This window comes from Lysinibacillus sp. NPDC096382 (genome assembly GCF_044762845.1).
GTDB lineage: Bacteria > Bacillota > Bacilli > Bacillales_A > Planococcaceae > Lysinibacillus.
In genome coordinates, this window is sequence record NZ_JBIWFC010000022.1 from 48,001 (window position 1) to 70,359 (window position 22,359).

The 22,359-nt window shown below is 39.1% G+C and carries 21 protein-coding genes and 1 riboswitch; of the genes, 14 read left to right on the forward strand and 7 right to left on the reverse strand.

Features of this window, described 5'->3' with window-relative positions; all coding sequences use genetic code 11:
* Positions 1 to 230 precede the first annotated feature (230 nt).
* The 4 genes from ACIQZA_RS22165 to ybaK all read left to right on the forward strand — a co-directional run bounded on the left by ACIQZA_RS22165 (position 231) and on the right by ybaK (position 4,146).
* Entirely contained in the window at positions 231 to 1,769 is a 1,539-nt protein-coding gene (locus ACIQZA_RS22165; protein WP_402883871.1) for an acyl-CoA carboxylase subunit beta, read from the forward strand.
* A 257-nt stretch (positions 1,770 to 2,026) separates the two neighbouring features.
* Entirely contained in the window at positions 2,027 to 2,590 is a 564-nt protein-coding gene (locus ACIQZA_RS22170) for a VanZ family protein (RefSeq protein ID WP_142509439.1), read from the forward strand.
* Between the two features lie 326 nt (positions 2,591 to 2,916).
* A complete protein-coding gene (locus ACIQZA_RS22175; protein WP_402883870.1) occupies positions 2,917 to 3,630 on the forward strand; it encodes a hypothetical protein in 714 nt (237 codons plus the stop codon).
* Positions 3,631 to 3,654: 24 nt separating this feature from the next.
* Positions 3,655 to 4,146, forward strand: coding sequence for a Cys-tRNA(Pro) deacylase (ybaK, locus tag ACIQZA_RS22180; protein WP_402883868.1), 492 nt, complete (start codon positions 3,655 to 3,657; stop codon positions 4,144 to 4,146).
* Positions 4,147 to 4,442: 296 nt separating this feature from the next.
* Here ybaK and ACIQZA_RS22185 read toward each other — a convergent pair whose 3' ends face one another.
* Positions 4,443 to 4,871, reverse strand: coding sequence for a helix-turn-helix domain-containing protein (locus tag ACIQZA_RS22185; protein ID WP_400940756.1), 429 nt, complete (start codon positions 4,869 to 4,871; stop codon positions 4,443 to 4,445).
* Positions 4,872 to 5,297: 426 nt separating this feature from the next.
* Between ACIQZA_RS22185 and ACIQZA_RS22190 the strand changes: the two genes are divergently transcribed.
* The 3 genes from ACIQZA_RS22190 to ACIQZA_RS22200 all read left to right on the forward strand — a co-directional run bounded on the left by ACIQZA_RS22190 (position 5,298) and on the right by ACIQZA_RS22200 (position 7,855).
* Entirely contained in the window at positions 5,298 to 6,374 is a 1,077-nt protein-coding gene (locus ACIQZA_RS22190) for a nucleotide kinase (RefSeq protein WP_402883866.1), read from the forward strand.
* 58 nt (positions 6,375 to 6,432) lie between these two features.
* Positions 6,433 to 7,632, forward strand: coding sequence for a glycine C-acetyltransferase (locus ACIQZA_RS22195; RefSeq protein ID WP_402883865.1), 1,200 nt, complete (start codon positions 6,433 to 6,435; stop codon positions 7,630 to 7,632).
* 79 nt (positions 7,633 to 7,711) lie between these two features.
* Entirely contained in the window at positions 7,712 to 7,855 is a 144-nt protein-coding gene (locus ACIQZA_RS22200) for a hypothetical protein (protein ID WP_402883864.1), read from the forward strand.
* A 418-nt stretch (positions 7,856 to 8,273) separates the two neighbouring features.
* Here the strand turns inward: ACIQZA_RS22200 and ACIQZA_RS22205 are convergent, their stop codons facing one another.
* The 5 genes from ACIQZA_RS22205 to ACIQZA_RS22225 form a co-directional block, all read right to left on the reverse strand.
* Positions 8,274 to 9,434, reverse strand: coding sequence for an alpha-hydroxy acid oxidase (locus tag ACIQZA_RS22205; protein ID WP_402883862.1), 1,161 nt, complete (start codon positions 9,432 to 9,434; stop codon positions 8,274 to 8,276).
* 13 nt (positions 9,435 to 9,447) lie between these two features.
* Positions 9,448 to 10,119 carry a methionine ABC transporter permease gene (locus ACIQZA_RS22210; RefSeq protein ID WP_402883860.1) on the reverse strand — a complete coding sequence of 224 codons (672 nt, stop codon included), beginning with the start codon at positions 10,117 to 10,119 and terminating at the stop codon, positions 9,448 to 9,450.
* Positions 10,112 to 11,137: a methionine ABC transporter ATP-binding protein gene (locus ACIQZA_RS22215; RefSeq protein WP_400940744.1), complete on the reverse strand. Its 1,026-nt coding sequence runs from the start codon at positions 11,135 to 11,137 to the stop codon at positions 10,112 to 10,114. The genes ACIQZA_RS22210 and ACIQZA_RS22215 overlap by 8 nt, the downstream gene beginning before the upstream one ends.
* 105 nt (positions 11,138 to 11,242) lie before the next feature.
* Positions 11,243 to 12,076, reverse strand: a complete 834-nt coding sequence (locus ACIQZA_RS22220) for a MetQ/NlpA family ABC transporter substrate-binding protein (RefSeq protein WP_402883858.1) — start codon at positions 12,074 to 12,076, stop codon at positions 11,243 to 11,245.
* Positions 12,077 to 12,163: 87 nt separating this feature from the next.
* A riboswitch (SAM riboswitch) is annotated at positions 12,164 to 12,268 on the reverse strand.
* A 204-nt stretch (positions 12,269 to 12,472) separates the two neighbouring features.
* Complete coding sequence (locus ACIQZA_RS22225; protein WP_402883857.1) at positions 12,473 to 13,642, reverse strand: pyridoxal phosphate-dependent aminotransferase; 1,170 nt, start codon at positions 13,640 to 13,642, stop codon at positions 12,473 to 12,475.
* A 130-nt stretch (positions 13,643 to 13,772) separates the two neighbouring features.
* Between ACIQZA_RS22225 and ACIQZA_RS22230 the strand changes: the two genes are divergently transcribed.
* The 4 genes from ACIQZA_RS22230 (at position 13,773) to ACIQZA_RS22245 (ending at position 15,973) form a co-directional block, all read left to right on the forward strand.
* Entirely contained in the window at positions 13,773 to 14,567 is a 795-nt protein-coding gene (locus tag ACIQZA_RS22230; RefSeq protein ID WP_402883855.1) for a PhzF family phenazine biosynthesis protein, read from the forward strand.
* An 81-nt stretch (positions 14,568 to 14,648) separates the two neighbouring features.
* The gene (locus ACIQZA_RS22235; RefSeq protein WP_402883853.1) at positions 14,649 to 15,443 is read left to right on the forward strand and encodes a carbon-nitrogen family hydrolase; all 795 of its coding nucleotides are present in this window, start codon (positions 14,649 to 14,651) and stop codon (positions 15,441 to 15,443) included.
* A gap of 39 nt (positions 15,444 to 15,482) precedes the next feature.
* A complete protein-coding gene (locus ACIQZA_RS22240; RefSeq protein ID WP_403009979.1) occupies positions 15,483 to 15,797 on the forward strand; it encodes a hypothetical protein in 315 nt (104 codons plus the stop codon).
* The gene (locus ACIQZA_RS22245) at positions 15,794 to 15,973 is read left to right on the forward strand and encodes a hypothetical protein (RefSeq protein WP_403009982.1); all 180 of its coding nucleotides are present in this window, start codon (positions 15,794 to 15,796) and stop codon (positions 15,971 to 15,973) included. The genes ACIQZA_RS22240 and ACIQZA_RS22245 overlap by 4 nt, the downstream gene beginning before the upstream one ends.
* 4 nt (positions 15,974 to 15,977) lie before the next feature.
* Here the strand turns inward: ACIQZA_RS22245 and ACIQZA_RS22250 are convergent, their stop codons facing one another.
* On the reverse strand, positions 15,978 to 17,546 hold the full coding sequence (locus tag ACIQZA_RS22250; RefSeq protein WP_402883851.1) for a PucR family transcriptional regulator: 1,569 nt from the start codon (positions 17,544 to 17,546) through the stop codon (positions 15,978 to 15,980).
* A gap of 411 nt (positions 17,547 to 17,957) precedes the next feature.
* Here ACIQZA_RS22250 and ACIQZA_RS22255 point away from each other — a divergent pair, with 411 nt between their 5' ends.
* The 3 genes from ACIQZA_RS22255 to ACIQZA_RS22265 are packed head-to-tail and all read left to right on the forward strand — an operon-like array spanning position 17,958 to position 22,296.
* Positions 17,958 to 19,367, forward strand: a complete 1,410-nt coding sequence (locus ACIQZA_RS22255; RefSeq protein WP_402883850.1) for an amino acid permease — start codon at positions 17,958 to 17,960, stop codon at positions 19,365 to 19,367.
* A 24-nt stretch (positions 19,368 to 19,391) separates the two neighbouring features.
* Positions 19,392 to 20,921: a CoA-acylating methylmalonate-semialdehyde dehydrogenase gene (locus ACIQZA_RS22260; protein ID WP_400940724.1), complete on the forward strand. Its 1,530-nt coding sequence runs from the start codon at positions 19,392 to 19,394 to the stop codon at positions 20,919 to 20,921.
* A 22-nt stretch (positions 20,922 to 20,943) separates the two neighbouring features.
* Positions 20,944 to 22,296 carry an aspartate aminotransferase family protein gene (locus ACIQZA_RS22265; RefSeq protein ID WP_400940721.1) on the forward strand — a complete coding sequence of 451 codons (1,353 nt, stop codon included), beginning with the start codon at positions 20,944 to 20,946 and terminating at the stop codon, positions 22,294 to 22,296.
* Positions 22,297 to 22,359 lie beyond the last annotated feature (63 nt).

The following is a 22,359-nucleotide window of genomic DNA, read 5'->3' on the forward strand; positions in this document are numbered from 1 at the left end:
TAACATATGCAATGCCATAAGTTGATTGGAGTGGAGGCTGGGCGACTCCTCGGGGATCAGCGTTACAGATGAGACCCTGCAGCGAAGCGAAGCGGCTCATCGAACGCCCCAGGAAAGCGCCCAGCCGGAACGGAAATCAACCCCAAGCTATGATGATGAACTGAAATCTAGGTATACTATTAACTATTTATGCTAAGGCGTAACCGAATGGGCAAAAGGAGGAATTAACTATGAGCAATGTACCGACAGAAAATACGACTAAAACAATGAAGGAACAAATTTTAGCAGGCGGTCTGCCAAAATATCACGATAAAAATGCGCAGCAAGGAAAATTATTTGTACGTGAACGACTCGAATTATTATTAGATGATGGGCTGCAATCAGAGGATGGCTTGTACGCAAACTGCTTAGTTGGTGACTTACCGGCAGATGGCGTTATAACAGGAATCGGTAAAATCCATGGCCGTACCGTTTGTGTATTAGCAAACGATTCGACGATTAAAGCTGGCTCTTGGGGTAAACGTACAGTAGAAAAAATGATTCGTATTCAAGAAACAGCTGAAAAGTTAAATTGCCCATTACTGTATCTAGTCGATTCGGCAGGTGCACGTATTACTGATCAATTAGAAATGTTTCCTGGCCGACGAGGAGCAGGACGTATTTTCTATAATCAGGTAAAACTATCAGGTAAAATCCCTCAAATATGCTTACTGTTTGGACCTTCTGCAGCAGGAGGCGCATATATCCCTGCATTCTGCGATATTGTAGTTATGGTAGAGGGCAATGCATCGATGTATTTAGGATCCCCACGTATGGCGGAAATGGTTATTGGTGAGAAGGTAGATTTGGAAACGATGGGTGGAGCGAAAATGCACTGTTCCGTTTCCGGTTGTGGAGATGTGCTTGCTAAAACCGAGCAGGAAGCAATTGCCTATGCCCGTAAATATTTGAGCTACTTCCCGAACAATTATGCAGAGCGCGGTAAGGTGGAGGCTCCAAAGCCACCAGCTACATTCGATAAATCGATTGAAGAGCTAATACCAAAAAATCAAAACGTTCCTTTTGATATGTATAAGCTAATTGACCGTATTATAGATGAAAATTCGTTTTGTGAAGTAAAAAAATTATTCGCTCCAGAATTAATTACAGGACTTGGGCGCATTAATGGGCAATCCGTTGGAATTATCGCCAATCAACCGCGCGTAAAGGGGGGCGTTTTGTTCCACGATTCAGCTGATAAAGCAGCAAAGTTCATTTCACTTTGTGATGCGTTTAATATTCCGCTTCTTTTCCTTGCAGATGTACCAGGCTTTATGATTGGTACGCAAGTTGAAAAAGCTGGGATTATACGCCATGGTGCGAAAATGATTTTCGCAATGAGCGAGGCAACAGTCCCTAAATTAACGGTCATTGTTCGCAAGGCATATGGTGCAGGGCTGTATGCAATGGCAGGTCCTGCTTTTGAGCCAGACTGCTGTATTGCGCTTTCTAACGCGCAAATTGCTGTAATGGGCCCAGAGGCAGCGGTCAACGCAGTATATGCAAATAAAATCGCTGAACTTCCAAAAGAGGAGCAAGCGAACTTTATTGCAGAGAAACGCAAGGAATATCAAGAGGAAATCGATGTCTATCGTCTAGCTTCAGAGCTCATCATTGACGATGTTATTGAGCCAAATGATTTACGAAAAGCACTTGAATCACGTTTAGAGCTGTATATGTCAAAATATTTGTTATTCTCGGAACGTAAACATGGAGTAAATCCAGTATAAAGTCTGAAAGAATGCTGTCTCAGTTTAATTGAGGCAGCTTTTTTTGCATCACCAAAAGCTAAGGATTGTATTTTGTTAAAATTTGTTTTTTTCTCTTTTCTAATTGAATCTGGACAAACGTATAGTAAAGGGGGATAAAGTATTCCTAATATGCTAGTATGCTTTAAAACGCTTCACCCATCTTATTTTTGCCACTTGCATGGGGAAGGGAGGCATATTAAAATTATGAGAGGATACAGGAGGTAGGTTGTACAGGCATGACAAAAAATAATATACAGGGTAGTGCCAAGCTACCGTTACCTTATCGTTCATTGATAGATACATATTATTTACCAATCAAGATAATAGGTTGGATATTTTTTTGTATTTATTCCGTTATAGCTTTTTATAAACTAGTTATTGATCGACTAGTGAATGTAATTATTATTTTATTTAATGGCGAATATTCTCTAGACGAATTAGGGCTGTTTGATTATAGTGACTGGCGTTTAACCACAAATTTTATTCCCTTTGATACAATTCTTCGCTATATAAATTACTCTCAGTATTTTAATTTGGATATCATTATTATTAATTTACTAGGCAATTTATTGATATTTACCCCAATGGGCTTTTTACTTCCATTATTATCAAAAAAGTTTCGTAAAGCGCGGACAGTTATTTGGGCAGGCTTTTTCTCTAGTCTAGCGGTAGAAACGATCCAGTTTATTTTTACGGTTGGGTCGGCTGATATTGATGATTTAATTTTAAATACACTCGGTGCATGGCTTGGTTACTTAGCCTATAAAAGTATACTTATTAAACCTAAAAAAGACAGATAGAAACAGTCCTTGTTATGGGGCTGTTTTTTTAGTGGTGAATTAACACCATTTATAAAGTGGTAACGATAATAAATTTTATTGAAATTAAATATTGAAATACTAAATGAATATAATATTGAGGGTTTTGTTAGGTCTTTATATCTATTTCGTTGAAAGTGAAATATTTCTTTAGGAGCTTAGTATTAATTTGCTCTTGAATTTGGTAAAGAAAATTCCGATAATTAGGGTACAGAAACTATTCTGAAGGAATAGATAAAGTTAATAGAGGAAATTATCATATCTATTATTTAACTTGCATATTAAATAAGAAAGCCGAGGTGAATCATATGAAACTATCTAGTTTAATAGAACAAGAAAGAATATCATCACACTATAATCGTAAAAAGATTTTACAGCGAAAACAAGCTGGTGATGCATATCGAAAAAGTGCACTGTATTTTCCACCAAAGAAAAATCCGTTATTGCTTGAGCTAGAAAATTTACTTTTAGGGCATACAGACCAAGAACTCTTTGAGCAACAAAAAGAGGAATCCAAAGAGGTCACACCTCAACAGCAAGCAATCATTCAAGATATGCAACAGACGAAAAATGTGTTCGCACATGAGCAAATGCAAAAGCAATATTCACAGGTAGAGCGTGTAAATGAGGAAGCGCCTATAGTAGATGATGCGAATGCCAAGGAAACGTTACAAATTTTAGAGCGGGTGCGGAATACAGCGCTGAGACCCGTGCAGCCATCACCACAGGATTTACGTGTAGATGCTCAAATACAGCACATGCAAGCGCAATTAAATGGTCAAGAGGTAGATGATAGTGAGTCAGCTTTTGTACGTGAAGATATTGAAGTCAAAGTACCAGAACGTTTTTCGAAGGAATTGAAATTGGATCCATTTGTAGATACAATTTTCGGTAAGAGTTATGCGGAGGCATACAAGGCGCGAACATATAAACACGCTTCTGAAAAGTACGCCACTCATATTCAAATGGCAAAAGACGGCTATCGACCGAGAAATGACTCCATGATCTCCATGATAGCCTAATGCTACAGATGGGAGATTTTTGGTATGGCAAAAGCAAAGCATGCGAAAACAAATGCGATAAGATTATTGGAGCAACAAAAAATACAATTCGAAGTAATTGAATATGAGACTGGTGACGGCCAAGTTGACGGAATTTCGGTTGCTGAAAAAATTGGTCACCCAGTTGCTCGTGTTTTCAAAACATTAGTAGCAAAGGCAAGTGCACAAAAGCTTTTTGTATTTGTTATTCCTGTAGCAGATGAGCTTGATTTAAAAGCAGCTGCAAAGGTTGTAGGAGAGAAAAAAATCGACATGCTCCCGGTCAAGGAGTTACTTGGCTATACAGGCTATATGCGAGGCGGATGCTCTCCAGTCGGCATGAAGAAGCTTTATCCAACTGTCATCGATTCGTCGGCCCAAGAGCAAGGAAATATTATAGTGAGTGCCGGGAAAATCGGTATGCAAATCCACTTACAGCTAGATGATTTAGTCGCTGTGACAAAAGCAAAGATTGCATCAATCACTACTACCCAATGATATGCTGGGTAGTTTTTTTATTGATAATTTGTAGAAGGGTCACATAGATAAGCGGTAAACTGCTCGGCACAGAAGGATTATTGTAGGGGCAGGAGCAAATATAACCTACTATCAATTCTAAATATAAAGGATACTTTAAAAATTCATTTGTTGAATAGCCCAATAAATAAGGCATACCTATTTACATCATTACTATACCAATTGCAAACAAAGTAGTCCCTACTTTTTTTACCATACACCTCCCTCCAAACTTCAGCTAATGTTAACTGACCTGCATCACAGGCATAATTGCGTGTTTAATTAAAAAATTTGTTCTTGTTATTTTTGATGTAGCTAACGACAATTCCAAAGTAAATAACAGCTATGAGATTAATGATACTTAATGTAAGACCTGATGGTTTGGACCAGGGAAGTACAAAAAGCCAAAATACTACTAAAATTGAACTCAGTACATATAACCATTTGAACCGATCTGTCATTTTCAATTCTCTCGTCTCTTCTTCTTTGATGCTTGTAACTCTTAAGGAATTGTCTCCTTTCATTAATTCGTCAATACTAATATTGAATAAATCACTTAATGCAATAAGCGTTTCAATATTGGGGTAACCTTTTTCAAGCTCCCATTTAGAAACGGATTGTCTGCTAATGTTTAATTTAATGGCTAATTCTTCTTGTGATAAATTATGCTTTAAGCGTTCTTCTTTTAGCTTTTTATAGAACTCCATGATTTCAACTCCTGTCATTTTATTTTTACAATAGCTTATAAAAATTTGTAAGAATCGCAAGGTAGAATGATGTAACCTAAGAGTAGCAAACAGTTGAAACAGATGGTTGCTACTTCCGCAATCGGGCACTTTTGGTGAAAATAGATAGAAAATGAACAAGCTTTTCATTTACCATAAAATATGGGCGAGATGTAAGTTATCTCCCTCCAAACTTAAAAGTTCGACTTCATTTTGGGTATCCCTTTTTTTACTACCTCGTTAGTTTAATGGATTTATTCGAGAGGCTTTTATTGGCGGCACTCTATGGGCATGAACTTATTTTATTAAATAGGAAGCTACTTTTATGTGTAAAAATTAAAAATAGCTCTTCATTTTTTTTAAGGTTCCTTCATATAATGCAAGGCATAAGATAAAGGGGGATCGAAATTGAACGGAAATGTGACCTACTATTATGGACACGCACTGACTGGGCAAGGAATTAAACATTTATATAAAGAAATGATGGATGAGGCTGAATTAGTGTATATTTTACAGGGTGCACCGACGTTTAAAGGATCAGAACTTCTTAAAGAGCTTGGGTATTTTTATGTAAAGCAAGGCTTTGCGGTGGAGTGGTATAAGCATGCTTTGTTGGAGGATATTGTTGAGGCAGTGTATGTTCAAGGATGTAATCGACTATTTGTATGGTCATCGGGTTGGGGGATTGAACCGGTTTTCCTTGGAACAAAGCATCGGGTGATGTCATTTTATGATTGCTTAGAAGAAATCCAGCTTGAAAGGGTTGGCGAACAGCTCGCTGATGCAATGACGGAACGAGAGTCATGGCGTGAGAAGTGTATTTCGAAGCTTAACAATGCAAAAAAGATCCATGATGATTGGGAAGGAGTCACTCAGAGTTGCATGAACTGGCAGGCATTGAATGATCAGGTTGAAAATTTAAAGACAGATGTTTTCCAATCAATCGTCTTAAATAAAACAGGAGTGCGCACCCATCGCATACTCGGAACATTAACACCGAGGGGTTCCGAAAATACCGTAGATAGCATAACAAAAAATGTATCTAGAAGATTGATGATCAAAGGGAAGCCAGGTACAGGTAAATCTTCTTTAATGAAAGGTTTAGCAGACGAAGCAAATGCAAGAGGGCTCGATGCACAAATTATTTGGTGCGGCTTGGATTCAAACTCAGTTGACATGGTCATTATCCCGGAATTGAATTTCTGTATTTTTGATAGTACAGAGCCTCATATCTTTGACCCACAGGACGGAAGACTAGGGGATGAAATTTTCGATATAGGGAAACATTGCGCAATTTCACAGGAGGCAGAAGTTCAAATTGAAGATATTCGGGCAAAGTATAAAGAGGCGATGCAGGATGCAATGGGTTATTCGAAGCGTTACGCAGAAGCGGAGTATACTGTCCGTCGATTATTAGATAATTGTGTATCATCATCTCTTTGGCGAGAAAAAACTGCCCCACTATTCGAAAGATTAACAAAGTAATTTTTCTAATAGTATGCTTGTGCTACACTAGGAACTAGAATAGTGTTCTTAGGAAAGGATGATACGCTTGTCAAAAGTATTGAATGCATTTTTAGATGAAAACCTAAAAGCCTTACACGATCAAGGCTTATACAATGAAATTGATCCAGTAGAGGGAGCAAACGGACCAATTATTCAGGTACGTGGCAAAAATTTAATTAATCTATCATCAAACAACTATCTTGGCTTAGCGACGAATGAAGATTTAAAGCGTATTGCCAAAGAAACAATTGAGACATACGGTGTAGGGGCTGGGGCAGTTCGTACGATTAACGGCACACTTGATTTACACGTAAAACTAGAGGGAAAACTTGCTGAATTTAAAGGTACCGAAGCAGCGATCTCTTACCAATCAGGTTTTAACTGTAATATGGCAGCTATTTCAGCTGTTATGGATAAAAATGATGCAATTCTTTCAGACCAATTAAACCATGCGTCGATTATTGATGGCTGTCGTTTATCACGTGCGAAAATCATTGCCTTTAATCACTCTGATATGGACGATTTACGTGCAAAGGCAAAAGAAGCAAAAGAATCAGGCTTATATAATAAAGTCATGGTCATTACTGATGGCGTATTCTCAATGGACGGTGATATTGCAAAACTACCAGAAATCGTTGAGATTGCGAAAGAGTTTGATTTAATAACATACGTCGATGATGCACACGGGTCAGGTGTGACAGGTAAAGGAAAGGGTACTGTGAAGCATTTCGGTTTAGAAAAAGAAATTGACTTCCAAATTGGTACACTATCTAAAGCAATTGGTGTTGTTGGTGGATATGTAGCTGGTAAGAAAAATTTAATTGACTGGCTAAAAGTGCGTTCTCGTCCATTTTTATTCTCAACGGCATTACCACCAGGTGATGTAGCAGCGATTACAGCAGCAGTACAAATGTTGATTGACTCAACAGAGCTTCACGATAAGCTATGGGAAAATGGCGATTATCTAAAAGCGGGTCTTGCTAATCTTGGCTTTAATATCGGTGAATCTGAAACGCCAATCACACCATGTATTATTGGTGATGAAAAGCTTACGCAGGAATTTTCTCGCCGACTATTTGAAGAGGGCGTCTACGCTAAATCAATCGTTTTCCCAACGGTTCCAAAAGGCACAGGACGTGTTCGTAACATGCCTACAGCGGCACATACAAAAGAAATGTTAGACGACGCTCTAGCAATCTATGAAAAAGTCGGCCGTGAATTAGGCGTTATTCAATAAATAAATGGGGCTGCCTCAATAGTGAGGTAGCCCTTTTATGATGGATAGAAGTGTCAAAGCTACGGAAAGCACCAGCGAAGTGACGGATAGAAGAGCCAAGGTGACGGATAGAACCGTCAAAGTCGTGGATAGAACGGCCAAAATCGTGGATAGAACCGTCAAAGTCGTGGAAAGAACAGCTAAAATCGTGGATAGAACCGTCAAAGTTGGAAAGAACAGCTGAAATCGTGGATAGCCCCGTCAGAGTGATGGATAGAAGTGTCAAAGCGACGGAAAGCCGCCCGGAAGCGATGGATAGAAGATAGATCGAAAGAAAGAAGAGTCGAAGTGATCGAAAGAATGATCAAAGCGACGGATAGAACCGTCAAAGTCGTGGATAGAGCAGCCGAAATCGTGGATAGAACCGTCAAAGTCGTGGAAAGAACGGCCGAAATCGTGGATAGCCCTAACAGAGTGACGGAAAGAAGCGTCAAAGCGACGGAAAGCACCCCCGAAGTGACAGGTAGAAGAAAGAGCGACGGAAAGCCGCCTCGAAATGCCGGATAAAACAGTCGGAGCGACGGATCGCCACCCCGTAATGCAGGACTGCTTTAATTTTGAATGAATGACGTACGCTGCTTTTAGCGTTCATCAGTATTAATTCATTTACAGTTGGCTCCATCCTTTTTCACCAATGTGATATCACGTAGTCCTTTTATAGATATTGCCCCCGCTAATGCGATAGAAACTTTTAATTCATCATATAAATTCGTCATTACTTTTTCGATTCCTTGCTGTCCTTCTAATGCAAGTCCGTAGACGAAGGGACGACCAATGGCAACAGCATCTGCTCCTAAAGCGAGTGCCTTAAGGGCATCCATTCCACGATACACACCGCTATCTAAAATAACAGGAATTTGTCCCTTTACAGCTTTCACAATGCCAGGAAGTGCATCAAGTGAACCAATTACGCCATCCAATTGGCGGCCACCATGGTTGGATACGATAATTCCGTCAATGCCGTTTTCTATAGCTAGTTTTGCGTCTTCAGGATGTAAGATCCCCTTTAACAAAATAGGGAGATTCGAACGGCGCTTTAATTCACGTACATTGTCCCAATTTAATGTTGGATGGAATATATTTTGCAACACGCCTTGTATATATGACTCGAATGAATCATCTGGTAAGGAAGCGGTAAAAACAGGGTCATTCATATAGTTTCCTCGTGCATACCCAAGCTTTAATGGTGAAAATTGATTACGAACATCTTCTTCACGCCAGCCAAGCATGACTGTATCTACAGTTAAAACGATAGCCTCAAAACCAGCAGCCTCGGCTCGAGCGGCCATGCTATAGGCAATTTCCTCATTTGTTGACCAATATAATTGAAACCATTTAGTAGCAGTGGGAGCTGTTTGTGCCACATCCTCGAGTGCATAACTTGAAACTGTGCTTTGAATATAAGGGATTTTTAGTTGATCAGCTGCACGTGCAACGGCTAGCTCTCCTTCGTCATGCGCCATTTTGTTCATGCCAACAGGGGCAAATAAGAACGGAGTTGGAAATACTTTTCCGAACAGTTCAATCGATGTATCAATACTTGAAACATCTTGTAAAAAGCGTGGAATGATAGAGTATTTTTCAAAGGCTGTACGGTTATTTCTTAATGTTTGCTCACCGCCAGCGCCTGAACGGATGTAACCAAACGGACCAGCTTCCAATTTTTCTGCAACTGCCTTTTCTAAATCTGTAAAGCAAATAGGGAAGGGGGCCTGTGCATTAATATTTTTTAACAGTAGATCGCTATGTGTTGTCTTTGTCATCGTAAACCTCCTACTAATCTTTCTTTAACTTCGCAGCAAAGCGGTTACCTAGTGATTGAATACTCTGCACAAGGATGATTAAGATAAACACTGTCGCATACATCACATCGACCTCATAGCGTAAATGGCCATAACGGTATGCGAGATCACCTAGACCACCAGCACCAACCATTCCTGCCATTGCTGTTGCTCCTATAAGACCGATTGTGGCAATCGTTAAACCTAAAATAATGGATGGGCGAGCCTCACGTAATAAGACGTTCCAAATAATATGACGACGTTTAATACCCATTGCTGTATAAGCTTCCACAACACCTGGATCAACTTCTAAAAGTGCTGTTTCCATAAGTCGCGCAATATAAGGCGCTGTATAAACAACAAGCGGCACAATAACACCTTTTACACCAATAGTTGTGCCGACGATTAGCTTCGTGAATGGTAAAATGAAAAATAGTAAAATAATGAACGGTACAGAGCGAATAATATTAATAAATAAATTGAAAAATTGGTAGAGAAATTTATTTTCAAACGATTGCCCCGGGCGAGTTAAAACGATTAAAAGCCCCAAAGGGATCCCAATTAAAATAGAAAAGAATAATGAAATCCCAACCATTTGGAAGGTTTCGAGAATGGATTTCCCAATAACACCTGACCAATCTGCAAAGAAGCTTTGAATGCTATTCATTTAATTCGCCTCCTAATTCTTCAACGCTTACCCCGTTTTCTGTAAAATACTTAAGTGCTTTTTCTACGATATGTGCTTCACCGTGTAGATGCACGACAATATTACCGACAATGCCGTTTTTTAATTCTATGATATTGGCTGATAAAATATTTGGTTGTACATCATAAACTTTACTCACTTCTGCTAGTAATGGTTTCCCTGTACTTTCACCAAGGAATGTTAAACGAATAACACTTCCCGAAACATTTAATTGCTTGATAAGAGAAGGGGATAAATTACGTTGAGAAATGGTATTTAAAAATTTTCGTGTTGTTGGATGCTGAGGCTTCGAAAATAGTTCTATAGCAGAGCCATATTCCACAACCGCCCCTGATTCAAGAACGGATACAGCATCGCAAATTTTTTGAATAACATTCATTTCATGTGTAATAAGTAAAATAGTGATGCCTAGCTCACGATTAATTTTCAAGAGAAGCTCAAGAATGGCGTCCGTTGTTTCGGGATCGAGTGCACTTGTCGCTTCATCACTAAGCAAAATCTCGGGCTCTTGGGCTAGGGCACGCGCAATAGCGACACGTTGCTTTTGACCACCTGAAAGCTGACTAGGATAGCTATCCAATTTCTCCGTTAGGCCAACAATTTCTGCATATTTTGTAACGCGTTTTTTTACTTCAGAGTCGTTATAGCCAAGAAGCTTTAATGGTACCGAGATATTGTTGTAAACAGTCGCTGTTTTTAAAAGGTTAAAATGCTGGAAGATCATCCCGATTTTTTGCCGAGTTTTGCGAAGGTCGTTTAGAGAAAGGGAAGTAATATCTACATGATCGATTAATACCTTTCCTGTTGTCGGACGTTCTAATAAATTCACACAGCGAATAAGGGTACTCTTTCCTGCACCACTGTAGCCAATAACCCCATGAATTTCACCTTTTTTGACATGCAGGTTAATACCATCTACTGCTTTGACGATACCATTTTTAGTTTTAAATTCTTTTGTTATATTTTCTAGTTGAATCATACGGTGATATCTCCTTTCTAAGTCCTTCTATAAAGCAAGAATCTGCTAGCTTTCCTGTAGGAGTCTCGCAGATTCTTGATTTTATGAAAGAAACTTAATCGTCACTTACCAGCTTGAAATTACAGAGCCTTGGAATTTTTCTTCAATAAATTTGTGTACCTCATCAGATTGATAAGCTTCAACAAATTTTTTGATCGTTGGGTCATCTTTGTTTTCAGCACGTACCACAATGTAATTCACATATGGAGAGTCCGTAGATTCTAAAAGAATGGAGTCTTTTTTAGGATTAATGCCAGCATCAAGAGCGAAGTTTGTATTAATGGCAGCTACATCTACTTCACTAAGCTGTTTAGGAATTTGTGCAGCCTCTAATTCAATGAATTTCAAATTCTTTTTGTTTTCTTCCACATCGCGAATAGATGCTGTTAAGTCTGCACCGTCTTTTAATTTAATATAGCCTGCCTTTTGAAGTACAAATAGTGCACGAGCCCCGTTCGTTGGATCATTCGGTAATCCGAACGTTGCACCATCTGGAACGTCATCGAATGATTTATATTTCTCGGAGTATATGCCTAGAGGATTTAAAATTGTTTTTCCAACTGGCACTAAATCTGTATTGTGATCTTTGTTAAATGTATCGAGGAATGGCTTGTGTTGATAACTGTTTACATCAAGATCGCCCTCTACTAACGATGTATTTGGTAAAACATAATCAGAGAAAGATTTTAGTTCTACCTCTAAGCCATTTTCTTTGGCAACTTTCGCTACAACCTCAGCAATTTGTTCGTGCGGACCAGAAGTTACACCTACTACAATCTTATTTTCATTAATAGTCTTACGTTGACTATCTTTACTATTTTCTTTAGTACCACAGCCCATTAATGCTGCTACTAATGTAAGACTTGCTAAACCTAATAAAATCTTGTTGTTCTTTTTCATGAAACATACCTCCAAAGTTGTTTTATCGGTAATAAAAATAAAAAAACTCTCTTAAAAAATTAAGAGAGGCTCATGAAAAATTGTCCTCTCTTATCTTTCAAACGATAATCGTTTGCAGGATTTAGCACCTTCCTTGAAAAAGGAGGTTGCCGAGCTTCATAGGGCCAGTCCCTCAGCTACTCTTGATAAGAGATTTATAATATTTTTTTGTAAATCCGATAGAACTAATATAAATTATAGGATATGGTAAGTCAATTGAATTTTTAAAATTTTTTATTTTATTATAATATTTAGTCGCGAAAGAATCCGCTAGAAGAAGGGGTGGGGTAAGCAAGAGAGAGAAAAAACTGTCCCATAGCAAGTTTGAGCTAATGGAACAGTTTTTGATTGAAATGTTCAGGAGCTAAATAAGTTTAATTTTTCAATTCTGCTGATCGCTTCACGTAAGCGGTCTTCGCTAACAAGTAAACCAACCCGTACATAGCCTTCACCATATTGACCGAAGCCATTGCCTGCAGCTACTGCGATATCAGCTTTGTCGAGCAATATATCGGCAAATTGTTCACTCGTAAAACCTAGTGGAACAGGGAGCCATGCAAAAAAAGAGCCTCTCGGTGCTGTTACTTGCCAACCAATTCGCTGGGCTTCTTCGATCAGGACGTTTCGTCGACGCTCATAAGTCGCTCTTAGCTTATCTGCGCAACTCTGGGAAGCAGTAAGTGCAACTGCCGCGGCTTGTTGTACGGCAGGAAATTGACTACAAAAAAGATGATCTTGAATACGGTTAATGGCTGCGACAATGTCGGGGTTACCAATTGCAAAACCAATGCGCCAGCCTGCCATATTATACGTTTTGGATAATGTATACATTTCGATACCGACATCTTTAGCACCATCAGCTTGCAGGAAGCTGATAGGTTTATCGCCGTCAAATCCAATCGCTCCGTAGGCAAAATCATGTACGACGATAATGTTGTGCTCTTTTGCAAAGCGTACTGTTTCCTCGAAAAATTCAAATGTTGCAGTACCGCCAGTTGGATTATTCGGGTAATTCAAGTACAGCAACTTCGTCTTTTCTTTTACTTCATCGGATAAAGCATTATAATCTGGCAGGAAATCATTTTCTGCGAAAAGAGGCATAACTTCAAAATTAACATCACCTAATACGACACCAGATAAGTAATCTGGATATCCAGGATCAGGTAATAGCATAGTGTCACCGGGGTTTAAAACAGCTAACGGTAGCTCAACAAGGCCAATTTTCGTACCACCGAGAATAGCAACCTCTGTTTCAGGGTCAATGTCCACATTGTATTCACGTTTGTAGAAGCTTGCTGCTGCTTGGCGTAATTCTGCTATGCCACGAAATGGAGAGTATTGATGAGTTTGAGGATTTTCTGCCGCCTCCTGTAATGCTTTAATAATGTGTGAAGGGGTGGGTTGATCTGGATTACCTTGACCAAGATTGATAACATCACGTCCTTCAGCAAGAGCAGCGTTTACTTTTTGCACAAGTGCTGCAAAAAATTGAGTTGGGAGTTGCTGTAGTTTTTTTGAGAATTCCATGCACGTCCACCTTTTTCAGAATATAATAATTATTGAAGATATGATGCACATAATATTACTTTTTTTAGTAATTGTCTAGAGTATTTTCAGTTAATTAAAAATCAAAAGTGACCAAAATGAGGTGGGAAAATTGAACAAAGTCTCGTATTTTATCATCAATGCTTTTACTACAGAGCTTTACAAGGGAAATCCCGCAGCAGTATGTTTACTTGATTCAACGATACCTGAGTCGACCATGCAGAAAATTGCTCAAGAGATCCCAGTACCGACAACAGCTTTTGTTCAAAGGAAGGATAATAATTTTTTTCTTAGATGGTTTACGCCGGCAAAGGAAATACCGATTTGTGGACATGGAACAATCGCTAGCGCTTTTTTACTCTGGAAACAAGGGATTGTACCTATCAATTCTTCGATTATATTCCAGACTGTAAGTGGCCCTTTGCAAGCAAATTGGTTCAATGAATTAGTTGAAATAACAATTCAAAAGTATCAGTTAGAAGAGATTGAATGTCCTTTGGAGCTTGAAGAATGGCTAGGTGTGAAACCAACATATGTAGGGAAAACAGAATTGGATTATATAGTGGAGTTAAGTCACGAAGAGTATATTGCGGATTTCAAAGCTGATTTTCAAGCGATGAAACAGTTCCCGGTACGTGGTGTTTGTATTACAAGTCGTTCTAAAGATGAGGGGATTGATATAGTCTCAAGATTCTTTTCTCCAGCACAAGGCATTGATGAAGACCATGTAAATGGTTCCACTCATGGTGCGCTAGGACCTTACTGGTGTGCAAAATTATCAAAAGAAAGCATCGTGAGCAAACAACTTTCAAAACGCGGTGGCTTATTGTACGTTACACCAAAAATAAAAGATGTTGCTATTGCGGGTTCTGCAGTTCAAGTATTAAGTGGTGAAATAATAATCTAAATATTGAGCTTAAACCATGGAAGTCAGGTTGATTTAATGTAGTATAAATACAGAACAGTACTGTCTAGAGGAGGAATAGCAATGAAAATTGGTTGTATTCAATTAAACGTAGGCTTTGGCAAAGTAGAAGAAAATTTTGCTCGCGCTGAGGACAAAATTCGTGAAGCGGCAAAACAAGGTGCAGAAATTATTGTGCTGCCAGAAATGTGGAATTCAGGCTATGCTCTTGAAAAATTATCAGAGCTTGCAGATGTGGATGGAGAGCGTTCGAAAGCATTTTTATCAAACCTAGCGAAAGAGCTTGGCGTACATATTGTTGGTGGCTCGGTTTCAACGAAGAAGGGCGATAAATTTTACAACACGATGTATACGTTTGATAAAAATGGTGTGTTAGTAGGGGAATATAACAAGGCACATCTTTTCCGTTTGATGGACGAGCATTTATATTTAGAAGCTGGGGATGAAATGAATCGCTTTGTCCTTGGAGATATCGAGGCTGCAGGCGTGATTTGCTATGATATCCGCTTCCCGGAATGGCTACGTGCTCACGCCTTAGCAGGGGCAAAAGTATTGTTCGTGCCGGCACAATGGCCGACACCACGTATCGATCATTGGAAAACATTACTGCAAGCACGTGCCATTGAAAATCAATGCTTTGTGATCGCTGTTAATCGTCTTTCTAGAAAGGTAGAAAACTTTAATGGTCAATCAATGATAATTCAACCGTGGGGCGAGGTGCTGTGGGTTGGTGCAGAGGACGAAGAAGTAGCTGTCATCGACGTGGACTTTTCAATTGTCGATGAAGTAAGAGGCAGAATTCCTGTTTATGACGACCGCAGACCTGGATTATACAACGGAGTAGTTACCGAAAACTAAAATTTGATAGCACGCTCAAAAGGTCAAGAGATGTTGAGCGTGCTAACCGATGAACAGAAGAACAGCGCTGATAAGGAGGAGAAAATCGCTGATAAGCGGATGAACATCGCTGATAAGGAGGAGAAACTCGCTGATAAGCGGATGAACATCGCTGATAAGGAGGAGAAAATCGCTGATAAGCGGATGAACATCGCTGATAAGGAGGAGAAACTCGCTGATAAGCAGATGAACATTGGTGATAAGTCTGCGAGCAATGCCGCTAACCCAATGAACAACGCCGCTAACCCGATGAACATCGGCACTAACCATGCGAATAACGCTGGTACCCCTGCGATTTCGCCGCTAACCATGTGAACAACGCCGCTAAACGGATGAATATCGCCGCTAACCATGTGAACAACGCCGCTAAACGGATGAATATCGCCGCTAACCATGTGAACAACGCCGCTAAACGGATGAATATCGCCGCTACCCATGCGAACAACGCCGCTAAGCTGATGAATATCGCCGCTAACCCAATCAACAACTAAGAAATTAACTTTTCTCCTCAATTAAAGAATTGGCAAGCAACATAAATTCAAGTGTAATTCGATTATGGCCCTTCATGAAATTTTCCCCTAAGAGACTTTCAAGCTTTTTTAAACGATGGTAGAGTGTTTGGCGTACGATGAACAGTTGGTTGGCTGTTTGTTGTTTGGAGCCATTTGTTTGTAAGTATACTTGTAGAGTTTCTAGCAGCTTACTGTTATATTTTTTGTCGTATTCAATAACAGGCTGTAAATAATCTTGAATCACTTCCTGTAAATTGACTTGCATCTGTAATTTATAGATGAGGTGATACAGATGTAAATCATCGTAAAAATAAGAAGTTGTTTGTACTTTACTGCAAATATACAATGTTTCGAGTGCCGTTTGATAGCTCTTTGGTATCTCGTCTACGTCTGCAACGACCTTGCCAATGGCGATTTGATAATCTTGGGCCATTTGTTTTTTATAAAAATCGGTTTTCTGAACGGAAGAAACTAACTTATTTAATACTTCGCGACTCGATTTGCTATCCTTCTTATGGAGTAAAATAAAAATGACATAGCTTTTTCTTTCAAATAAAAATGGTATAAATCCATTTTGCTCAAAAAGGTTTCGATAGTAGAGCTTACTATAGACAATATCCTCCTGCACCTTAGAGACTGCATTAGGAGTCGCTAAAATAAAAACGGCTCCGCTAGTAAGTTTATAGTTAGAATGATGGGTTACGATAAATTTATAAATTTCCTCTTTCGATAGTTTTTGGTCGATCCAATCCGCTAAAATAGAGGCATCCTCAATGTCCCTTTTCTCTTCAATATAAAATTCTCTCATTAACAGCTGCGCTAACGCAGTAGCTGTACGATCTAAAATAAGTAATTCGAACTCCGAGAATAGACCATCCTCTCTATAGAGTGTTAACTCTGCATAATGCTGATCAAAAATAAAGATGGGTTCATTTTTAAATATTGCTGCTGATTTTTTTTTCGTTAAAAGTTGTTGGCGCTTATGATGCGGGGTGTTTGGAAAAAAGATAGGTTCTCGACCTTTAATAGAAAAGATAATTTGTGTCTTCAATTTATTATACATATTTTGTAAGACTTCTTCTGCGGTCTGCCCTAATAGAGCATTTTTATTTAATGTTTGAGAGTAGGATTCTAAAGTAGAGATCATTAAATACTGTTGATTCATAATTTGACTATGTAAATCCTGTGTAATACGGACAAAAGGAACAGTATCATGAAAAACGATAATAGGGAAGCTGTGACGGTTAGCAAGAGCTACAATCATTTCTGGAATGGTTTGTATGTAACGCCCATATTCAATGCACAATGCAGCGCAATTTTTTTGGATTAAGGACTCAACAAAAAAGATAAAATCCTCTATGCTATGCTGAAGGCTTATCCCAGTTGTTAAAATCAATTCATCACCAGCTAGAAAATTATCTACTTGTATAATTTCAATGACATGAGCCCACTTTACAATGCGTAATAATCCATCCTCTCCAGCTACGACCTCCGCACTTTGGAAGTGTGTATTTTCTAACACATCCTTCACTTGAAGCTTAAATTGACTCATTTTTATCCTCCTTCCTTTTAACTTATTTCAACTGATGTACAAATATCTGTACCTGTCGCTACGCTTTCGGTACAAAAAACTTCTCATCCTGTGAAAACGCCTGAGTGACCAACCTCGTGTTGGCCCAAAGCCTCCGGCGGATGTCACAGAATCGGAAAGGAGTTCTCAAGCACAAAGCCGGTTCCGGGCGCAATTATGTCGAGGTATAATTGATCATTTCCTTGTTTTCTTACTGATGTATTGTTTTCTCTAAAAAAGACTAAAATATCTTATTTTAAGAATGTTTAGTCTATTTTACATTATGTTTAAAACAATTGCATAGAATTTTACAGTTTGTCTATTACTTCGTTTCTATGTAACATGTAAAATTTTTGTAAGCGGTAATCCAAACTATAAAAGAGGTGAACAGATATGGAGCAACAGACGCATTTACAGAGAGGGTTAAAGAAAAGGCATATGACGATGATCGCTATTGCGGGGGTTATCGGAGCCGGCCTATTTATGGGAAGCGGCTCAGTGATCAACTTAGCCGGCCCTGGCGCAATTTTATCTTATATCTTTGCGGGTATTATCGTTATTCTTGTCATGCGAATGCTTGGGGAAATGGCAGCTGTCAATCCAACAAGTGGATCATTTGCGCATTATGCACATGAAGCAATTGGTCCTTGGGCTGGTTTTATGATTGGTTGGTTATATTGGTTTTTCTGGGTTGTTGCAATTGCTTTAGAGGCAACGGCAGCAGCTGCGATTATTCAATATTGGTATGATGGCATTCCTTTATGGCTACTAAGTCTTATATTAACTGTAGCACTTACTTTAACAAATGCCCTTTCCGTAAAGGCTTTTGGTGAATTTGAATATTGGTTCTCTCTTATTAAGGTTGCAAGTATTATAGCTTTCCTAGCACTTGGTGCATTTATTATCTTTGGGATCGCACCTAATTTTGATGCGGTAGGTACTGCTAATTTAATCGGTGAGGGTGGCTTTTTACCGAATGGTTTTGGTGCTGTCCTGATGGGTGTAGTCATTGTTATTTTCTCCTTTATGGGCACAGAGATTGTTGCGATTGCAGCAGGGGAATCTGACGAACCGTTAGCAGCGGTGACAAAAGCTACAAATTCAATTACTTGGCGTATTTTGATTTTCTACGTTGGGTCGATAACGGTAGTTGTCACATTATTACCTTGGCATTCCTCAAGTATTTTAACGAGTCCCTATGTAGCAGTATTGGATTACATCGGCATTCCCGCAGCTGCGCAAATCATGAATTTTGTTGTCTTAACAGCAGTTTTATCGTGCTTAAACTCCGCGCTTTATGCGACATCTCGAATGGTATTTTCTTTAGCGGAGAAGGGGGAAGCCCCGAAAGCATTTTTGAAATTAAATAAAAAGGGAGCACCTGTTAATGCCATATTAGCAGCGACATTCTTCTCTTATATTGCCGTTATTATGAATTATGTCTCACCAGATAAAGTATTTATGTTTTTACTTAGTTCATGTAGTGCAATTACGTTGATTCTTTACTTAATCATTGCTTTTTCACAATTAAAAATGCGACGGAAAATTGAGAAAGAAAATCCCGAACTATTAAAAGTGAAAATGTGGTTATTCCCCTATTTAACGTATTTCACTATATTAGCTACAACAGCATTACTGATCGCTATGTTCTTTATTGAATCGATGCGTTCGCAAATTTTATTTACATGTATTGTAGTAGTGGTCGTGATGGTTTTCTATTTAGTTACACAAAGGAAAAAATTGTTAAACCCAGTAAAGGAAGCAAGTTCTATTTTCCAAAAGGAAGAATTGGATCTTGAATAATGATAAATAAGGAGTGGGGAAATTATGACAGTTCAGCAAAAAGCGAAAACGCTTACGCATTTTATCAATGGTGTTGAAACAGCAGGTACTAGTGGTCGTTACTCGGAAGTTTATAATCCAACAACAGGAGAGGTCATTGCGCAAGTTCCGTTAGCGACTAGAGGTGAGGTAAAGCAAGCTATCCAGCTAGCGAAAGTAGCTTTCCCTGCATGGAAAAAGACATCGATTGGTAAACGGGTGGAGGTTTTGCATCGTTTCCGTCAGTTATTAGTTGAAAGACAAGATGAGCTCATCAAAATAATTTGTGAGGAAAGTGGGAAAACGAAGGAAGATGCTAAGGGTGAAATTGTTCGTGGCATTGAATCTGTAGATATGGCAATAAGTGCCCCGCAAATGTTGAAGGGGGAATACTCGGTTAATGTAGGCGGCGATATTAATGCCTTTTCTGCAAAGGCTCCACTTGGAGTTGTTGCAACAATTGCTCCATTTAATTTCCCTGTTATGGTCCCGCTGGCGATTACAAGTATGGCAGTTGCGGTAGGAAATGCAGTTATTTTAAAACCGTCTGAGCGTGTGCCAATCTCAGCCTTATATTTAAGTAACTTATGGAAAGAGGCAGGACTGCCAGATGGAATCTGGACAGTCGTGAATGGTGATAAAGAGGCGGTTAATGAACTGCTAGAAAATAAAGAGATACAAGCAATTTCATTTGTTGGATCAACACCTGTTGCGGAGTATATTTACCAAACAGGAACGAAGCACAATAAACGAGTTGCTGCATTTGGTGGCGGAAAGAACTTTATGATTGTCATGCCAGATGCAAACCTAGAGCAAACAGCTAATGCCTTTTTAGGTGCAGCATATGGAGCGGCGTCTCAACGTTGTATGGCTATTTCAGGAGCAATCGTCGTCGGGAAAGATACTGAACAACGCTTTACAGAGATAGTAAAAGAGAAAATCTTAAAATTAAAGGTTGGCCCATATACAGATGACGAGGTAGACTTTGGCCCAGTTATTACGCAGCAATCAAAAGATACCATTCTTCGATATATCAACGGTGCTATTACAGAAGGGGCTAATCTTGTAACGGATGGTCGAAATCCGAAAATATGTGAAACATCTAAAGGCTTTTATCTTGGTCCGACATTGATAAATGATGTAACGCCAGAAATGCCTATTTTTAAAGAGGAGGTTTTTGGCCCTGCACGTATTATTGTAGGCGTTGAAACCTTACAAGAAGCTATTGATTTGATTAATGATCACGAACTTGGGAATGGTGTCACGATGTTTACGGGTAGCGGTTCGGCAGCGCGCAAATTCCAAGAAGAAATTGAAGTAGGTATGGTAGGCGTTAATGTTCCGATTCCGATTCCAGTTGGCTATCACAACTTTGGAGGATGGAAGCGCTCTAAGTTCGGTGAAGGGCATATGTTTGGGCCAGACCAAGCACGATTCTTTACGAAAGCGAAAACAATTTCTGAACGCTGGCCAGATGCAACAGAGGATACAATAAGTTCATTTGCGTTCCCAAGCAATAACGATGTGAATAAGTGAAAACATGAAGGGGTGTATAGATATGGTTCAAGTAAATCTTAAAAGTGATATTTTAAAGAAAGATGAACAATATGTATGGCATTCAATGAAACCCTATAATCCACAAGCAACATATGTAGTAGAAAAATCAAATGGTGCAAGGATTGTTGATACAGATGGCGTTGAATACATCGATGCAATGGCAGGATTGTGGTGTGTAAATGTAGGTTACGGTCGCAAAGAATTAGCAGATGTAGCACATGAGCAAATGATGAAAAATGCATATGCTCCTTTATCGCAGGGGCATTTACCAGCAGTTGAACTGGCTGAAAAGATTAATGAAATGCTTGGTGGAGATTATGTTATATTCTTCTCTAATAGTGGGTCAGAGGCTAACGAAACTTCGTTTAAAATTGCGCGTCAGTATCATCAACAAAAAGGGGAAAGCTCTCGCTATAAAATAGTTTCTCGCTACCGTGCATATCACGGAAGTTCTTTTGGAGCATTGGCTGCGACAGGGCAAGCGGAACGAAAATATAAATATGAACCATTATCTCCAGGCTTTATCCATGTAGCCCCACCTGATCAATATCGGGAACATGAAAATGATACACTTGCCCCAACAGAATTAGCAAGCGTCAAGGCTGTAGATAAGACGATGACGTGGGAGCTAAGTGAAACAGTAGCCGCGATGATTTTAGAGCCAATTATTACAGGTGGGGGAGTCATCATGCCTCCAGAGAACTATTTAAAGGGCATTGAAGAAGTGTGTAAAAAACATGGAGCTTTAATGATTGTAGACGAAGTAATTTGTGGCTTTGGTCGAACAGGTAAGCCATTTGGATTTATGAACTACGGTGTTAAACCTGATATTATTACGATGGCAAAAGGAATTACAAGTGCCTATTTACCATTATCAGCTACAGCAGTAAAACGGGAAATTTATGAAGCATTTACCGAGTCAGATGCATACGGTTATTTCCGCCATGTCAATACATTTGGCGGATCACCAGTCGCATGTGCGGTCGCATTGAAAAATATTGAGATTCTTCAGCAAGAAGCATTATTTGAAAGATCTAGTGAGGTTGGAGCTGCTACTCTGCAAGCACTTCAGCAAGCATTGAGTAATCATCCGAATGTTGGGAATGTTCGCGGCAAAGGTTTATTAATTGGCATTGAGTTAGTTTCAGATAAAACGTCGAAGGAGCCTTTATCAATAGATAAAGTAAATGCTGTTATTGCTACCTGTAAGGCGCAGGGTGTTATTATCGGTAAAAATGGTGCCACTGTTGCAGGCTTTAATAACGTTTTAACATTATCTCCACCACTTAATATTGTACAAGAGGATCTTGATACAATTATAAAAGTTGTCATTGATAGCATTCATAAAATTTAAATGCAAAGCTGTCTCAAAAGTCGTAGTAAAACTTTTGAGACAGCTTTTTGATTAACTTACAGC

Coding starts and splice junctions, on each gene's coding strand:
- ACIQZA_RS22165 (WP_402883871.1), top strand. CDS start 231: ATGAGCAATGTACCGACAGAAAATACGACTAAAACAATGAAGGAACAA.
- ACIQZA_RS22170 (WP_142509439.1), top strand. CDS start 2,027: ATGACAAAAAATAATATACAGGGTAGTGCCAAGCTACCGTTACCTTAT.
- ACIQZA_RS22175 (WP_402883870.1), top strand. CDS start 2,917: ATGAAACTATCTAGTTTAATAGAACAAGAAAGAATATCATCACACTAT.
- ybaK (WP_402883868.1), top strand. CDS start 3,655: ATGGCAAAAGCAAAGCATGCGAAAACAAATGCGATAAGATTATTGGAG.
- ACIQZA_RS22185 (WP_400940756.1), bottom strand. CDS start 4,871: ATGGAGTTCTATAAAAAGCTAAAAGAAGAACGCTTAAAGCATAATTTA.
- ACIQZA_RS22195 (WP_402883865.1), top strand. CDS start 6,433: ATGATACGCTTGTCAAAAGTATTGAATGCATTTTTAGATGAAAACCTA.
- ACIQZA_RS22205 (WP_402883862.1), bottom strand. CDS start 9,434: ATGACAAAGACAACACATAGCGATCTACTGTTAAAAAATATTAATGCA.
- ACIQZA_RS22210 (WP_402883860.1), bottom strand. CDS start 10,119: ATGAATAGCATTCAAAGCTTCTTTGCAGATTGGTCAGGTGTTATTGGG.
- ACIQZA_RS22215 (WP_400940744.1), bottom strand. CDS start 11,137: ATGATTCAACTAGAAAATATAACAAAAGAATTTAAAACTAAAAATGGT.
- ACIQZA_RS22220 (WP_402883858.1), bottom strand. CDS start 12,076: ATGAAAAAGAACAACAAGATTTTATTAGGTTTAGCAAGTCTTACATTA.
- ACIQZA_RS22225 (WP_402883857.1), bottom strand. CDS start 13,642: ATGGAATTCTCAAAAAAACTACAGCAACTCCCAACTCAATTTTTTGCA.
- ACIQZA_RS22235 (WP_402883853.1), top strand. CDS start 14,649: ATGAAAATTGGTTGTATTCAATTAAACGTAGGCTTTGGCAAAGTAGAA.
- ACIQZA_RS22250 (WP_402883851.1), bottom strand. CDS start 17,546: ATGAGTCAATTTAAGCTTCAAGTGAAGGATGTGTTAGAAAATACACAC.
- ACIQZA_RS22255 (WP_402883850.1), top strand. CDS start 17,958: ATGGAGCAACAGACGCATTTACAGAGAGGGTTAAAGAAAAGGCATATG.
- ACIQZA_RS22260 (WP_400940724.1), top strand. CDS start 19,392: ATGACAGTTCAGCAAAAAGCGAAAACGCTTACGCATTTTATCAATGGT.
- ACIQZA_RS22265 (WP_400940721.1), top strand. CDS start 20,944: ATGGTTCAAGTAAATCTTAAAAGTGATATTTTAAAGAAAGATGAACAA.